The sequence below is a fragment of the Roseobacter sp. TSBP12 genome (assembly GCF_009129705.1).
GTDB classification, from domain to species: Bacteria; Pseudomonadota; Alphaproteobacteria; order Rhodobacterales; family Rhodobacteraceae; genus Celeribacter; species Celeribacter baekdonensis_A.
On record NZ_PYIB01000028.1, the window covers coordinates 82,709 to 96,668 of the forward strand.

At 57.4% G+C, this 13,960-nt stretch carries 11 protein-coding genes, 1 tRNA gene, 4 pseudogenes and 1 other annotated feature; of the genes and pseudogenes, 9 read left to right on the forward strand and 7 right to left on the reverse strand.

Features of this window, described 5'->3' with window-relative positions; all coding sequences use genetic code 11:
- The first annotated feature begins 45 nt into the window (after positions 1-45).
- Positions 46-447, forward strand: coding sequence for a transketolase-like TK C-terminal-containing protein (locus tag C8029_RS08720; protein WP_152002748.1), 402 nt, complete (start codon positions 46-48; stop codon positions 445-447).
- Positions 448-472: 25 nt separating this feature from the next.
- Here the strand turns inward: C8029_RS08720 and C8029_RS08725 are convergent, their stop codons facing one another.
- From C8029_RS08725 to C8029_RS08735, 3 genes are read right to left on the reverse strand one after another with little or no spacing between them, the layout of a single operon-like run.
- A complete protein-coding gene (locus C8029_RS08725; protein ID WP_152002749.1) occupies positions 473-1,273 on the reverse strand; it encodes an NHL repeat-containing protein in 801 nt (266 codons plus the stop codon).
- Positions 1,270-1,686 carry a carboxymuconolactone decarboxylase family protein gene (locus tag C8029_RS08730; RefSeq protein WP_152002750.1) on the reverse strand — a complete coding sequence of 139 codons (417 nt, stop codon included), beginning with the start codon at positions 1,684-1,686 and terminating at the stop codon, positions 1,270-1,272. The genes C8029_RS08725 and C8029_RS08730 overlap by 4 nt, the downstream gene beginning before the upstream one ends.
- Positions 1,628-2,050, reverse strand: coding sequence for a MerR family transcriptional regulator (locus C8029_RS08735; protein ID WP_009570278.1), 423 nt, complete (start codon positions 2,048-2,050; stop codon positions 1,628-1,630). The genes C8029_RS08730 and C8029_RS08735 overlap by 59 nt, the downstream gene beginning before the upstream one ends.
- A 703-nt stretch (positions 2,051-2,753) precedes the next feature.
- Here C8029_RS08735 and C8029_RS08740 point away from each other — a divergent pair.
- From C8029_RS08740 to C8029_RS08750, 3 genes and pseudogenes are all read left to right on the forward strand, one after another.
- Positions 2,754-3,732: pseudogene (locus tag C8029_RS08740) on the forward strand (IS3 family transposase); the annotation flags it as partial.
- Positions 3,018-3,134, forward strand: a sequence feature (AL1L pseudoknot). (Overlaps the previous pseudogene by 117 nt.)
- Before the next feature lie 278 nt (positions 3,733-4,010).
- Entirely contained in the window at positions 4,011-5,090 is a 1,080-nt protein-coding gene (locus tag C8029_RS08745; protein WP_152002751.1) for an IS110 family RNA-guided transposase, read from the forward strand.
- Between the two features lie 16 nt (positions 5,091-5,106).
- A pseudogene (locus C8029_RS08750) lies at positions 5,107-5,415 on the forward strand (integrase core domain-containing protein); the annotation flags it as partial.
- A gap of 298 nt (positions 5,416-5,713) precedes the next feature.
- Here the strand turns inward: C8029_RS08750 and C8029_RS08755 are convergent.
- Positions 5,714-5,989: pseudogene (locus C8029_RS08755) on the reverse strand (Tn3 family transposase); the annotation flags it as partial.
- Between the two features lie 130 nt (positions 5,990-6,119).
- Positions 6,120-7,088, reverse strand: a complete 969-nt coding sequence (locus tag C8029_RS08760; protein ID WP_152002752.1) for a LytTR family DNA-binding domain-containing protein — start codon at positions 7,086-7,088, stop codon at positions 6,120-6,122.
- Positions 7,089-7,610: 522 nt separating this feature from the next.
- Here C8029_RS08760 and C8029_RS08765 point away from each other — a divergent pair.
- Entirely contained in the window at positions 7,611-9,542 is a 1,932-nt protein-coding gene (locus tag C8029_RS08765) for a calcium-binding protein (protein WP_152002753.1), read from the forward strand.
- Positions 9,543-9,766: 224 nt separating this feature from the next.
- Positions 9,767-10,480, forward strand: a complete 714-nt coding sequence (locus C8029_RS08770) for a Hint domain-containing protein (protein WP_152002754.1) — start codon at positions 9,767-9,769, stop codon at positions 10,478-10,480.
- A 204-nt stretch (positions 10,481-10,684) separates the two neighbouring features.
- Here the strand turns inward: C8029_RS08770 and C8029_RS23100 are convergent.
- Both C8029_RS23100 and C8029_RS08775 read right to left on the reverse strand, forming a co-directional pair.
- A pseudogene (locus tag C8029_RS23100) lies at positions 10,685-10,759 on the reverse strand (IS6 family transposase); the annotation flags it as partial.
- Between the two features lie 128 nt (positions 10,760-10,887).
- A tRNA-Lys gene (locus C8029_RS08775) sits at positions 10,888-10,963 on the reverse strand.
- Between the two features lie 113 nt (positions 10,964-11,076).
- Between C8029_RS08775 and dapF the strand changes: the two genes are divergently transcribed.
- Genes dapF through C8029_RS08790 form a run of 3 tightly spaced genes read left to right on the forward strand, consistent with a single transcriptional unit; the run spans position 11,077 to position 13,811 of the window.
- On the forward strand, positions 11,077-11,910 hold the full coding sequence (dapF, locus tag C8029_RS08780; RefSeq protein WP_152002755.1) for a diaminopimelate epimerase: 834 nt from the start codon (positions 11,077-11,079) through the stop codon (positions 11,908-11,910).
- Positions 11,910-13,172, forward strand: coding sequence for a tRNA (N(6)-L-threonylcarbamoyladenosine(37)-C(2))-methylthiotransferase MtaB (gene mtaB / locus C8029_RS08785; RefSeq protein WP_152002756.1), 1,263 nt, complete (start codon positions 11,910-11,912; stop codon positions 13,170-13,172). The genes dapF and mtaB overlap by 1 nt, the downstream gene beginning before the upstream one ends.
- Before the next feature lie 12 nt (positions 13,173-13,184).
- Entirely contained in the window at positions 13,185-13,811 is a 627-nt protein-coding gene (locus C8029_RS08790; protein ID WP_152002757.1) for a glutathione S-transferase, read from the forward strand.
- Positions 13,812-13,960 lie beyond the last annotated feature (149 nt).

The window sequence follows — 13,960 nt, forward strand, 5'->3', positions numbered from 1 at the left end:
GGCAAGAGAAACCGAAACTGACATGACCAGTCCAACAATCAAGGAATGAGCGAACGTTACGTCGTCCACGAATCTGACGGTTCACGGGACATCACGTTTGTCGCCACGGGCCCCGAGGTCGCTCTCGCAATTGAGGCTGCGAAATTGCTGCAGGATCGGAATATTAACGTGACCGTTGTCTCAATGTCGTGCTGGAACCTGTTTGACCAGCAGCCCTACAACCACCGCGCCGAGACACTTGGCAACGGCCCGCAAATTGCCATCGAAGCCGCCGGCCCCTTCGACTGGGAGCGATATGTTGGTGCAAGTGAGAATGCTGTTGGGGTCAACAATCTTGGCGCATCAGCGAGCTCCGAAGAACTTTATGAGCAATTCGGGCTTACTCCAGAGAAAATAGTAGAGCGGGTCAGGATTAAATTGAACCTTCCCACAGTCGCAACACTTTAATCTTTTTTGAAGGATGGAGTGTTGATCATGAGGGAAGCGGAATACGAAATACGGCTCTCTCGCCCCACGTTGCTGTCAGCAGAGCGCTCTGATCCGGCGTGATGACAAGGCCGACAGGACTTGAAAATCCATCCGCAACAGCCCTTGAACCACCATCCATCAGGATTTCACGCACAGTCGTTCCGCCATAGTCGACAACAAAAACGCGACCGGTCTGTGTTATTGTGATCCCCGGTCCCGGAGTATTGAACTCCCCACCTGCTTCGACCCTGGTTCCATCCGGACGCAGGATCGTGACACCGCCACCGATATTTGAAACGACAAAGCCACCATCAGGGGTTTGAACAGCACCTACGGGCGTGTTCAGGCCCTTGATGACAGAAGTAAGCGCGCCGTTTTCGACCGTCAGAATCTCATTGCTTCGTCGGTTCGCAACCATGAGCCGCCCCGCGCGGTCAAAACTCAGACCAGCAGGCGTTGCCAGCCCGGTCACATAGGTACTGCGCTCACCTTCGGGCGTGAATCGCCAAATCAGATCGCTCGAATAGGAGGCGACAAAGATCGCCCCGTCTGGCGCGATGGCAAGGCCGGACGGGCCGGAAAGCCCCTCTGCAAAAGTTGTGCGCGCGCCATCTGGTGCGAAACGACTGATGCGCCCTGCGCCCCACTCGGCCACGAACAGGTTGCCTCGCGCGTCGAAGTCCATGCCGACGGCGGAGTTCACCTTGTCAAACAGAGGTTGTGGGGTGGCGGCGCTCGCCCTGCCAGAAACGGCGAAGGACAGCGCTATTGCTTGGGCAAGAACGGTGCGGCGGTTCGGTTTCATGTTCGTTCCTCCGCTTGTTCTGGCGCTCGTGCGGCAAACACCTCTTTCGCCGCAAACAGCCCGTTCAGCGCGGCCGGAAAGCCAGCATAAACCGCCATCTGCATCAGGATTTCAGTGATCTCTTCTTGCGAAATCCCTACGTTCAAGCCCGCTTCGAGATGCACTTTGAGCTGTGGCTGGGCGGTTCCCATTGCGGCCAGCGCCGAGATGGTTGCAACCTCCCGGTCGCGCAGCGAAAGCCCAGGGCGGGAATAGATATCACCGAAAGGAAATTCGAACAGGTAGGTGGCGAAATCCGGTGCGATATCGGCCAACGCGTCGATCACGTTCTGTCCGGCTTGACCGTCGATGGTTTCAAGAGCGCGCTGCCCGCGCTCCAATCTGGTTTCTTCGGATTTGAGTTGAATTGTCATGGTTTTGCGTCCTTTTCTCGGCTTCGACATAGGTGTCGATTTTGGTGTCGAGGACGAGAAGGGAGGCTTCCAATTCGGCTAAATGCTCACGCACCCGCTCGCGATGCAGTTCCAATAGCTTACGTCGCTGAGGTCCAGTTTGATCCCCCTGCGCGCGAAGTTCGGCATAGAGCAGCATTTCACGTATCGGCATACCGGTGGTTTTCAGGCGTTTGAGAAAACCAATCCAAACGAGGATGGCTTCGTCATAATCGCGCTGTCCGCCAGCATCACGATCAGCAAAAGGTAAAAGCCCGATCCGCTCATAATAGCGGATCGTATGAGCCGATAGCCCCGTGCGTTTTGCGAGTTCGCTGATCTTCATGGCACTCTGATTCTCATCCAGACGCCTCCAAGGCTAGGGGTTTGAGCGCACTCTAAGTCAAGGTATTTTCTGACATCGCAATTGGTAGAATGGGCACTTTCCTGCCGTTAGATGCTCCATCTTCGAACGGCCGCTTTTGCGGAGCTCCCAATATGCACAACGAGGTTTGGTAGGCACAGGCGAGCGCAGTGGTATACCGCGATATTGACATATCCCTATCGCCCAGTCACTCAACACAGGCCCGCCGGAAACCCCACAATCACTCGATACTTGTCGTCTCACTCATGTGGATTTTCCGGCTTCCTTTGCACATCCGGCCCCGCCTGACATCGCCCCCCCAATAAGGCAGGGGAAGGCGGGGCCGGTAGCGAGCTATGACCGAAAAGCCGTCTCACGAATTGCCGCGCTGGTGATCCGCACTTTCAGGCGCTTCTGTTTCCTCTGCCCGCGGAGCTCCCTCCGCCTCGGGCAGTTCTGCCAGCTCATCCAGAAAGCCCTGCATCTTCCATTTCGCCAAAGGCGTCCTGAATCTGGTCGATGATGCTTTTTCCGGAGTTCACGACCGTTTCCTCTCCGTTTGCTTAGAATTTGGGGCCATAGTCGGACAGGGATCGCTCCTGGGCACGGGCTTTGCGCAACCAGGCGGCACGCTCATCCTCTGAGCACCGCACCCGCAAAACCAGTCCGCGCACGTGCGGTCCGGATGGTGTTCGAGCATCAAGGCTCATGCGAAACGCAGGCGGGCGCGATCGCGGCCATTGCACCCAAGATTGGCTGTATCCCCAAACTCTGCGCGAATGGGTCAAGCAGGCCGAGAAAGTCAGCGGCATGCGCGATGGCGTGACCACTGAGGAGCGGGACCGGATCAAGGCCCTGGAACGTGAGGTCCGGGAGCTGCGCCAGGCGAACGAGATACTCCGCAAGGCGTCAGCGTTGACCTTGTCACTCGGACCGGTAGCATTTCGGCGGCCAACTTTGCGCAGGCGGAACTTGATCGCCCACGGAAGCGATGATCGCCTTCATTGAAGATCAGCGCATTGTTTACGGCGTCGAGTCAATTTGCAGGGTTTTGCCGATTGCGCCGTCAACGTTTTATCACCGCCTCACATGTCGCGCTGATCCTTCCAAAGCATCGGTGCGACAGCAGCGGGATGCGGAATTGCGGCCACGGATCAAAAGGGTTTGGGATGAAAACTATCAGGTCTATGGCGTCCGCAAGGCGTGGCACCAGATGAAGCGCGAGCGCTTTGAGGTGGCCCGCTGCACGGTTGCACGCTTGATGAAGCAGATCGGCATCCGTGGAGCTGTGCGCGGCAAGGTGGTCAAAACAACGGTTCCAGACACGTCAGCGCCTTGTCCGCGTGACAAGGTGAACCGTCAGTTCCGGGCACCGGCACCAAACATGCTGTGGGTCAGTGATTTTACCTACGTGTCAACATGGCAGGGCGTCCGGCATGGTCCTCGGACCGATGGCGGCCTCATGCCGAACTCTATGTGGCCGCTCGACCATTGTTCTGGAGCCAATGGCGAACAAGGTCTCGCTCATCGACACATTTGCTGATCGCATCGTGGGATGGCGGGTGTCACGCTCGGCCAAAACGGACTTTGTTCTCGATGCTCTTGAGCAGGCCCTGCACGATCGACGGCCCGTCCAAAAGAGCGGATTGGTCCACCACTCGGATAGCAAGTGTGTTCTTGCCTGTTTGGCGTGGGCGGCCTGACCCTCACAGCGATGGTCCGTTATCGTCACTGGTGCTGCAGGGCACTTGGTTGTGGTGTGACCCACACTCGGATTGATTTCGTGTCTTTCCTCGGAACCGTCGACCGCCCAGTTAGTCCTGCAGCGAGGATTTCCTCGCCGAGCCCCTGTGACCCGAGAAGGGCCTGACATTTGTCACGTTGCTGTCTTGTCCTGGAACTTGCCGTGGAAGATCCGTTTCACAGCAACACAGGAGTTCGCATGAGCAAAGAACACAATGATCAGAACCACATCATCGGCGGTGTCGATACACACAAGGATTTGCATGTCGCGGCGGTCGTCGATTCAAAAGACCGTTTCATTGCAAGCGAGTGCTTTGCAACCACCCGCCAAGGCTATCGGCTTATGTTGGAATGGATGCTGTCTTTTGGTGAAGTGCAGCGTGTCGGTGTTGAGGCGACGGGCACATATGGAGCTGGCGTCCTGAGATACTTTCAGAAAGCCGGGGTTCAGGTGTTGGAAGTGACTGGCCCCGACAAGCATGATCGACGCGCACGTGGAAAATCAGACACGCTTGATGCCGAAGCTGCGGCTCACGCTGCTTTCGCAGGCAAAAGGACCGTTACGCCTAAGACGCGAGATGGAATGGTTGAGGCTTTGCGGGTACTTAAGGCCTGCAGAAAGACGGCTGTGCAGGCGCGTAGAATTGCGCTTCAATTGATCGGCAATACAATTGTGTCAGCGCCCGACGATCTGCGTGACACCGTCAGACACCTTACACGGATGAAGCAAATCCGAACCCTCGCGGCTTGGCGGCCAGACATGACGAGTTATCGTGAAATGGATACTGCATACCGCATTGCATTGAAGTCGTTGGCGCGCCGCTTTCTTGAATTACATGACGAAATCGCAGATCTGGATGTGATGATCAAAGCCATCATTGATGACCTCGCGCCTGAACTCGTCGCACAACACTCTATCGGTTACAATTCCGCTGCCCAACTGCTGATCACAGTTGGAGCCAATCCTGAGAGATTGAAATCAGAAGCCAGTTTTGCGGCTCTTTGCGGCGTCAGCCCCGTTCCTGCATCATCAGGCAAAACCAATCGCCACAGGCTGAACAGGGGTGGAGACCGTGCAGCCAACAGCGCACTCCATATCATAGCAATCTGTCGTCTACGATGTGATGAGCGAACACAGAAATATGTAGCGCGCCGGATCACTGAAGGCTTATCCAAACTTGAAGCAATACGCTGTGTCAAACGTTACATCGCCCGCGAGGTCTTCAGCATTATCCAAAATCGAAACCGGACAATCAATCAGAGCCAGATTGCGGCTTGACAAACAGAAGGGCGTCCGCGGCGGGCAATATTTGTCCATGCGATACACCGAGCGTTTGGCCGAAGCGGGCATCGAACCATCGGTCGGCAGCGTCGGTGACTCATATGACAACGCACTCGCGGAAACTATAAACGGCCTCTACAAAACCGAGCTGGTTCACCGCCAGGGACCGTGGCGCAACATGCGGGATCTGGAAATGGCAACCCTCGGCTGGGTCGATTGGTTCAACAACAGACGTCTGCTCGGACCCATTGGAAACATCCCGCCAGCAGAGGCCGAAGAGAACTTCTATGCACAGCGCGACATGCTCGATATGGTCGCGTGAAATGAAGCTATAGGTCTCCGATGAAACCGGGGCGTTTCAGAAACGACCGCAGCGCTGCAAATTTTGCAAAACGAAGCTGACCGGTTGAAATCGCTAATTGCTAAGTTTTCTTTGGGGGCTGCTGCGGATGCGGGAGGGCATCAGGCCAAAGTTGCTTAGGGGATGTGGCGTGGAAATGCCCCCCACGTCTGCTTTGAGGACGCGGGAGTACGGCTTTCACTCCTTAGACTACTGGCAGTTCCAGGGTCAGTTGCGGAATCCTGCGCTAAGGGGTTTTAGGGGTGATTTTAGGCCATCTCTACTCGCCTGTGATCAGAATATGCGCCCATCCAAGCGGAGAGACATGTGAGAGCAGGTCTTCTGGGTCGTCAAGTCCAGCCCGTCTGCGATTGGCAATGATTTTGCCGAGCTGTTTCGTATTCCAATAAATGATGATTGTGGCCAATAGATTGAGTCCCGCCAGGCGGTCATCTTGTGCTCGGCTGGACCGATCCCTGATTTCGCCTTGGCGACCAATCCGCAGGGCGTTTTTCAAAGCGTGGTGCGCTTCACCTTTGTTAAGGCCGATCTGGGCGCCCGGGCTCTTCGTTGTCTTTCTCATTGTCCACTCCTCGGTGGCTACGATGAGCAACAAACCCTCTCTTAGCAAATCGCCCTATTTGGTCCCATAAACGCTAACATTAGACAATCGCAGAGAACCGAAGCTAGGATACCAGACGGACCTCGGGCAGGTGTTGCTCCATAGTTTCGCTGACTTGCGTTTGACGCGGGCGCGCGACCTTGATGGTCGTATCGTCGCGCAGGGTGAGAAAGAGCTCGCCCTTCTCGCGGCGGGCTCCGACAACCTGCGTGAAGGCAACCCAAAGCGAACGGTTCACCAGCACGCCGATATCGGGATCTATGCTTTCAATTACGGAGCAGAAGGGCCCTTGAACGAAATGGCTGTCCTCCTCGGCAAAGATGGTGACATAGTTTCCGTCCGCCTGCACCAAGCGCAAGGAGCACATGGGCACGCTCACCTCGCGCCACACAAACATATGCGACGCTTCTTCTTCGGGTTCAGTCTCCTTTGGAAGCATGTCGTGGGATGGGCTGGAGCCATCGCGCGCAACTGCCTTCTCATCCGGTGCGAAAACACGAGGAGCCTCATCCTCGATCCCCAGTGTTTTGAAGTGACCAGCGTCGGGCTCTTTTGAGCGGATTTCCCGCAAGATCGTTGGCATAAGAAAGCGAACGGAGAAGGCCAGAGAAAGTTCAGCCAGAAGAAGGTTCCAAAAGAACAACAAGACGGCTCGTATCAGAGCATCCGCGTAATACACGGAGTACAAAGCCGAGTAGACCTCGGTCAGGAGCAACTGAGGGATGAGGATCGCGATCGCCATAATTGCCGTAAAATGCACGCGAACGCGGGGTTTCCCTTTTGACACCAGAGCGACGAGCCAGAACTGTCCGAGAAATAGCGCAACGCTGAGAATGGGTTGCAGGAGCTGAAAGGCGATGTCGCCAAGACTAAACCGCCGCAGGAAGAGGGCGGGTTCGACGACGATCGGCAAGGTGACGACGCAAATCAACACAACGATGAAACGATGGCGCAATATTTGCGATATTTCGCCTAGGCGCAGCAACAATGGAGCGCAACTCATCATCTCGATTTGCAGTTCGACATTCCGCATCTGGATTCATTTCCCGTAGTTAGTATTCCCTTATACCAACCGGTATCGAGTTCGCCGTGTTCGTGCTGCACGCTGAGCATAGGTAAAATCGAGATTGGCCGCAACACACTACAGCCACTGGGTTTCCACTCAGCCAAGGCCTGTAAGTTGTGGTTTTCCGGAGCATATTGGGGGTTTGCGGAGCAATTCGGGACACCCTCCAATGGCGGTTCTGATCGGCCGCCCCCCTTTTGGTGATCTGAAAGGGTTCATACCGTTCGTCTGGCTATGGGGGCTGAGGGCGACGGGAAAGGTCGGGAAGAGACTGTAACTGGCTGTCGACTTAAGTCGTGTGGGTAGCAAGGCCGAGTAGAGGTGAGCTTCGCGTTTCCGTCGTGTGCGGGCGCAGAGGCCCAATCCTTTGCGGCCTGGCGTTTCCGGTGTTGCCGAAACACGCACCCAACCTCTGATCCATCGGCTTGCCACAATCTGCCGCCGACTTTTTGTCGATTCTCGGCGCGCTGCCACGCATGAGGACAAGAGATGACCAACTACTACATTGTTTCCAGTAATCCCGAGGTCCATGACGATGGAAACGTCAACAACTACACGCAGGTTCAGGCGGGTGCACTGACGCCACAAGAGGGGGACGCCTACTATCTGGACGGGAACCTGAGCAGTTCGCTGTGGTTTTACGGGTCGGCCAGTTTTACCGTCAACATCGAGCAGTCTCTGGTCACGAATAACCTTGTCGGCGGCGCCACGATGTGGATCCAAGGGACCACAAATGCCACTGTCAATATCGGCGCGGGCGTGGATGCCGATTACCTCAACATCTCTTCATCCGGCGACACGCTGACCATCAACGTCGATGATGGGGCCACGCTAGGTGCGATCACCGCGCCGCTGACCGATCAGATGACGATTGTCGCAGGCAACGATGTCACGATGAACGGTGCACTGATCGGCTCGAACGGAGACTCGACCGTAGCCTTCGGTTCGGGCGCAACATTCAATTCGACGGTCAACTTCGACGGCTGGGGCACGCTTTCTGAAACCGGAAGCCAGACCTTCTCGGTCGGCGACAACGCCGTATTTGAGTACGGCGTGTCGATGGACGGCAGCTATACCCACAACAGCTTCTCCGCTGGTGTAAACAGCACCATCGGCGGCGATATTGTAATGAACGGCAGCGGCTATATTAATCTCACGGACGATACGTCAGGGTATTCCGGCTCGGTCACCGTTGGTGACGGTAGCACCGTTCAGGGCAATGTTTACATGGGGGGCAGCTATGGCGACATGACTGTTGCCGTCGGCAACGACGTTTCGGTCGGGGACATCGCGGTCGGCGGTTCCTTCAACGATATCGACATCACGGTGGGGGATCGCGTCGACACCGGCTACATCGGTATGGGCGGGTCAGACATCGACGGGCGTATCCTTGTGGGCAGCGAAGGTAATGTCAGTGCGATTTACGCCGGGGGCTCGTCCTCGGATATCTGCGTGGGGGTGGGCGACAATACGAACATCGATCTGTCCATTGCCATGGGTGGCTCGAACGACTCTTATGCCCTGTCGCTGGGCGATGGGGTGAGCATCGGTCTCGACCTCTCGATGGGCGGTTCGAACAACGTCCAGAACGTGGTGATGGGCGATGATGTCTCGGTGGGCACCTATGTTTTCATGGGTGGCGTGGACAACACCAACCACGTTGAAATCGGCAACAATTTCACGCTGGGCAGCCACTGGACCGGCTCGATTTCGGGCTCGGACTATCTGGAGATCGGCGACAACTGGGATATCGGCACGGGCATCTATCTTCAGGGCGGGGACGACACGCTGATTCTGGGAACGGTGGCCGATGGCGTAACTGCCTATATCGACGGCGGCCTCGGAACCGATGCACTGTCGCTGCGCGTCGCGGCGGGCGATACGGGCTTTGTCTCCGCCGCCACGGAGGCTGGCTGGACCTATGACAGCGACACCGGCACTTGGTCCTCGAACGGTAACGACCTGACCTATAACGGCGTCACCTACACCAGTTTTGAAACCGCCGCCGTGGTGGATGAAGACTGGGAACTGGTCTGCCCCGTGGCCAATAACATTGTCGATGGCACGGCGGGCGATGACGTCATGGATATCGGTTACACCGATGCGCAGGGCGACCAGATCGACGGTACTGACGGAGACACAGATGTGATCTTCGGCTACGCTGGCGATGACACGATCAATGGTGGCGCCGGCAACGACACGATTCATGGCGGCCTCGACAATGACACCATTACCGGCGGCGCGGGCGACGATTCCGTGACGGGCGGCGCGGGTTCCGACACGCTTGCGGGGGGCGTGGGGGCCGATGTGCTGGACGGCGGTTCGGGCGATGATAGCCTCGATGGCGGCGAAGGCGATGACGAGCTTCTGGGCGGTCTGGGTGCCGATACGCTAATCGGCGGCGCCGGGGCCGATACCTGACGGGAGGCGATGGCGCTGACCTGTTTATTGTCGATGACGGTGGTGACACGATCACCGATTTTGATGCGACTTCGGGCATCGGCGACGATGACGAAAGCGACAACGATGTCGTCGATCTTTCGGCCTTTTACAACGAGACCACGCTCGCAGAATGGAACGCGGCGAACCCGACGCAAACCTATGCCTCGCCGCTGGGGTGGCTGCGCGCCGACCAGGGCAATGGCGTGCTTGATGCGGCGGGTGGGCTGGAGCTTTACAGCCCTGATGGCAACCCTGTCACGTCCGCAGATTTGAATGCCGAAAACACTCGGGTGATCTGCTTTGCCCGCGGCACGCGAATTATGACCCCCCGCGGCGAGGTTGAAATCCAGAACCTCAAGGTGGGCGACGATGTGCTAACGCTCGACAACGGATTCAAACCGATCCGCTGGATCGGCCACCGCAGACTGGGTGCCGAGGCGCTGGATGCCATGCCGAAGCTACGCCCGATCCGCATTAGGGCCGGCGCTCTGGACACCGACCTGCCGGTGCGCGACCTCGTGGTTTCGCCACAGCACAGGGTGCTGTTCCGCTCGCCCCATGCCGAACTGATGTTCGGCACCCATGAGGTGCTATTGGCGGCGCGGCAGTTGCTTGGCCTCGAAGGAGTTTGCGTGGAGCGCGAGGCGCGGGAGGTGGAATACTGGCACTTCCTCTTCAATCGACACGAGATCGTCTTCGCCGAAGGCGCGGCGTCGGAATCGCTCTACACCGGGGTCGAGGCGCTCAAATCGCTCAACCCGGAGGCGCGGGAAGAAATCTTTGCGCTGTTCCCGGAACTGGGCGCCGACGAGACAACCCGCAAGCCCGATCTGGCGCGGCCCGTGGTCAACGGGGCGGTGGCACGGCTGCTGGTTTCCGTGAACGGAAGCGGGCAGACCGCCAACATCCTGCACTGAGGCAGGCACGCATACCTCCCGTGTACCATCGGGAGGCAGGTCCGGGACCCCCCCCTCAGTCGCGGACCAGGGGGTATCGGCGGCGGCACCGATACCCCTCTAAGTTCCGTCTGGCCCGCCACGAGCGCGGGACGGACACCTTTGTCACGATGGGTGTTGTCACATTAACTCGCCCAGTCCGCAAGATTGGGTGCTGATAGGACATCAAGCGACGTTTGCCGCGGATTTCCACGCCTCGAAAGCTTCGAGCCGATGGTAGCAGATGGTCAAGTGAAGTCTGCAAATCTCTCAAAATTTCAGCCAATACCGCTACGCCGGAAAAGCAAAAGCGCCAATCGACGTGTCGATAGGCGCCTAACTTCTGTCGAAAGCGACAAACTTACTGTCGTTCGTCACAATGATGAAAGTGGTGAGCCGGTCGGGATCCGAACCCGAGACCTACTGATTAAAAGTCAGTTGCTCTACCAACTGAGCTACCGGCCCACTCTCTTTGCCTTTCGGCTGTGCCGGGGGAACTACAGTTGCAGCGCGGGGGCGTCAAGCAGAAATCAGAGATTTTCTTGGAAAAGGTTCGAACAAGGTTTATATGCCCGCACATGCAACATGAGCACCCCCCTTCCCGCCTCCCCTTTCTGAAAATGCATGGGCTTGGCAATGACTTCGTGATCTTTGATTCTCGGGGCAGCACTGCTGTGGTCACACCGGAGCTTGCGCGCGCCATTGGCGATCGCAACCGGGGCGTGGGATTTGATCAACTGGCAGAGATCAGATCGTCGGACATGGCGGATATTGATCTCGACTTTTGGAATTCGGACGGCTCGCGCGCAGGTGCCTGTGGCAATGCCACGCGCTGTGTCGGGCGGTTGATCTTGGATGAGACCGGCAAAGACGAGGTCACGATTCGCACCGAACGCGGGATTTTGATTGCTCGGCGTGCGGGCGATGAGGTGTCGGTCAACATGGGCCATCCGCAACTGATGTGGGATGAGGTGCCTCTTTCGCGCCCGGTGGATGTGGAACATCTGCCGCTTGACGGCGATCCTGTCGCCGTCGGCATGGGCAACCCTCATGCGGTGTTCTTTGTGCCAAATGCCGAGGAAACCGATGTCGCCGGATGGGGCCGCAAGGTCGAATTCGACCCGCTGTTTCCGCAACGTACCAATGTGGAATTTGCCGAAGTGCGCGCGCGCGATGAAATCAGGATGCGGGTCTGGGAGCGCGGCACGGGAATCACGCTGGCCTGTGGGTCGGGCGCCTGTGCCACAGCCGTTGCCGCGAACCTGCGCGGCCTCACCGATAAAAAGGTGCGGATGGAGGTCGATGGCGGCTGGTTGACGCTCGATTGGCGCGACGATGGCGTTTGGATGACCGGACCCACGCAATTGGTGTTCAAAGCAGAATTTGATGCCTCCTTTCTGGAGCGTATTTGATGTCCACAAAAGCACCTGTATTCGCGACACTTGGCTGTCGCCTCAACGCCTATGAAACCGAAGCGATGAAAGACCTCGCCGCGAAAGCGGGGGTTGAAAACGCCGTGGTGGTCAACACTTGCGCCGTGACCGCAGAAGCCGTGCGCAAAGCCCGGCAAGAGATTCGCAAACTCAGACGCGACAATCCCGACGCCAAAATCATCGTCACGGGCTGTGCCGCCCAGACGGAACCAGAGACCTTTACCAAAATGGCCGAGGTCGATTTGGTCATCGGCAATACGGAAAAGATGCAGCCCGAAACATGGTCTCGCATGGGCCCGGATTTCATTGGCCAGACTGAGCGCGTTCAAGTCGATGACATCATGTCGGTGACGGAAACTGCCGGACATTTGATCGACGGTTTCGGCACCCGCTCTCGCGCCTATGTTCAGGTGCAAAATGGCTGTGATCACCGCTGCACCTTTTGCATCATCCCCTATGGTCGCGGCAATTCCCGCTCTGTGCCCGCCGGGGTCGTGGTCGATCAGATCAAACGACTGGTGGACAAAGGCTATAATGAGGTGGTGCTGACCGGGGTCGATCTGACCTCTTGGGGGGCAGATTTACCGGCAGAACCGCATCTCGGCGATCTGGTGATGCGGATTTTGAAACTGGTGCCGGACCTGCCGCGCCTGCGGATCAGTTCGATCGATTCCATCGAGGCCGACGAGATGCTGATGCAGGCGATTGCAACCGAGCCGCGTTTGATGCCGCATTTGCACCTGTCGCTTCAGCATGGCGATGACCTGATTCTCAAACGTATGGCTCGCCGCCATTTGCGCGACGATGCGATCCGGTTTTGCGAAGAGGCCCGCAAACTGCGCCCGGATATGACCTTTGGCGCCGATATCATCGCCGGATTTCCGACCGAAACCGAGGCGCATTTTGAGAATTCGCTGAAATTGGTGAGCGAATGCGATCTCACTTGGTTGCATGTCTTTCCATATTCCAAACGCGAAGGCACCCCGGCCGCGAAGATTCCCAATCAGGTGAACGGGACTGTCATCAAAGCCCGCGCCGCACGGTTGCGGGAGGCCGGAGATGTTCAGGTGCAACGCCACCTTGAGGCGCAAATTGGGCGGGACCACATCATTCTCATGGAAAACCCGCATATGGGTCGGACCGAACAATTCACCGAAGTCACCTTCGCCACTCCACAAACCGAAGGCGCGATCATCAGAGCCACGATACGCGGCGTCAAAGGCACGCAACTCTTAGCCTAAGTGAAGTCAAACATGAGGCCGATCCTATACTCCTTTCGCCGCTGCCCTTATGCCATGCGCGCACGTCTTGCGATTTTGAGTGCCGGGATTGAGGTCGAACTGCGAGAAATCCTGTTGCGCGACAAGCCGCAAGAGATGTTGGCCGCCTCGCCCAAAGGCACTGTACCTGTGCTGATCCTCAAAGATCGCGTGATCGACGAAAGCCGCGACATTATGGACTGGGCCTTGGCACAAAATGACCCTGAGGGGCTTTTGGATATGCCGCCAGAAGGGCGGGATTGGATCGCTACCATCGAAGGCCCGTTCAAATCCGCGCTGGATCGGTACAAATACGCCCCGCGCTATAACGGCGCTGATCCAGTGGCCGAACGCGACACGGCGGCACAGATTTTGTACCGCGCCGAGGCGCAACTGCAAAAGGCCCTGTGGCTCTATGGCCCCCATCCGAGCTTGGCCGATCTGGCGACGATCACCTTCGTGCGGCAATACGCGAATGTGGATCGCGCATGGTTTGACGCGCAGGACTGGCCGGGGGTGCGCGGATGGCTTGACCGCTTTCTCGCATCAGATCGCTTTGCAGCCATCATGACGCGGTATCCCAAATGGGAAACCTTAGCGATTCCGGTGGTTTTTCCTTAAGTTATGGCATTTTCGGTTTCGTTAGCGGTCACAGATCATGCGAAACCCAAAATGTCGTTCCTCTTGCGCCACACCGCGACAGATCGCGCGCCCCTGCGCCCCATTGTATGCTGGACGTGAGCGCATCGCCTCGCTAAAAGCGGCCCGGA

Coding starts and splice junctions, on each gene's coding strand:
- C8029_RS08720 (WP_152002748.1), top strand. CDS start 46: ATGAGCGAACGTTACGTCGTCCACGAATCTGACGGTTCACGGGACATC.
- C8029_RS08725 (WP_152002749.1), bottom strand. CDS start 1,273: ATGAAACCGAACCGCCGCACCGTTCTTGCCCAAGCAATAGCGCTGTCC.
- C8029_RS08730 (WP_152002750.1), bottom strand. CDS start 1,686: ATGACAATTCAACTCAAATCCGAAGAAACCAGATTGGAGCGCGGGCAG.
- C8029_RS08735 (WP_009570278.1), bottom strand. CDS start 2,050: ATGAAGATCAGCGAACTCGCAAAACGCACGGGGCTATCGGCTCATACG.
- C8029_RS08745 (WP_152002751.1), top strand. CDS start 4,011: ATGAGCAAAGAACACAATGATCAGAACCACATCATCGGCGGTGTCGAT.
- C8029_RS08760 (WP_152002752.1), bottom strand. CDS start 7,088: ATGCGGAATGTCGAACTGCAAATCGAGATGATGAGTTGCGCTCCATTG.
- C8029_RS08765 (WP_152002753.1), top strand. CDS start 7,611: ATGACCAACTACTACATTGTTTCCAGTAATCCCGAGGTCCATGACGAT.
- dapF (WP_152002755.1), top strand. CDS start 11,077: ATGCAACATGAGCACCCCCCTTCCCGCCTCCCCTTTCTGAAAATGCAT.
- mtaB (WP_152002756.1), top strand. CDS start 11,910: ATGTCCACAAAAGCACCTGTATTCGCGACACTTGGCTGTCGCCTCAAC.
- C8029_RS08790 (WP_152002757.1), top strand. CDS start 13,185: ATGAGGCCGATCCTATACTCCTTTCGCCGCTGCCCTTATGCCATGCGC.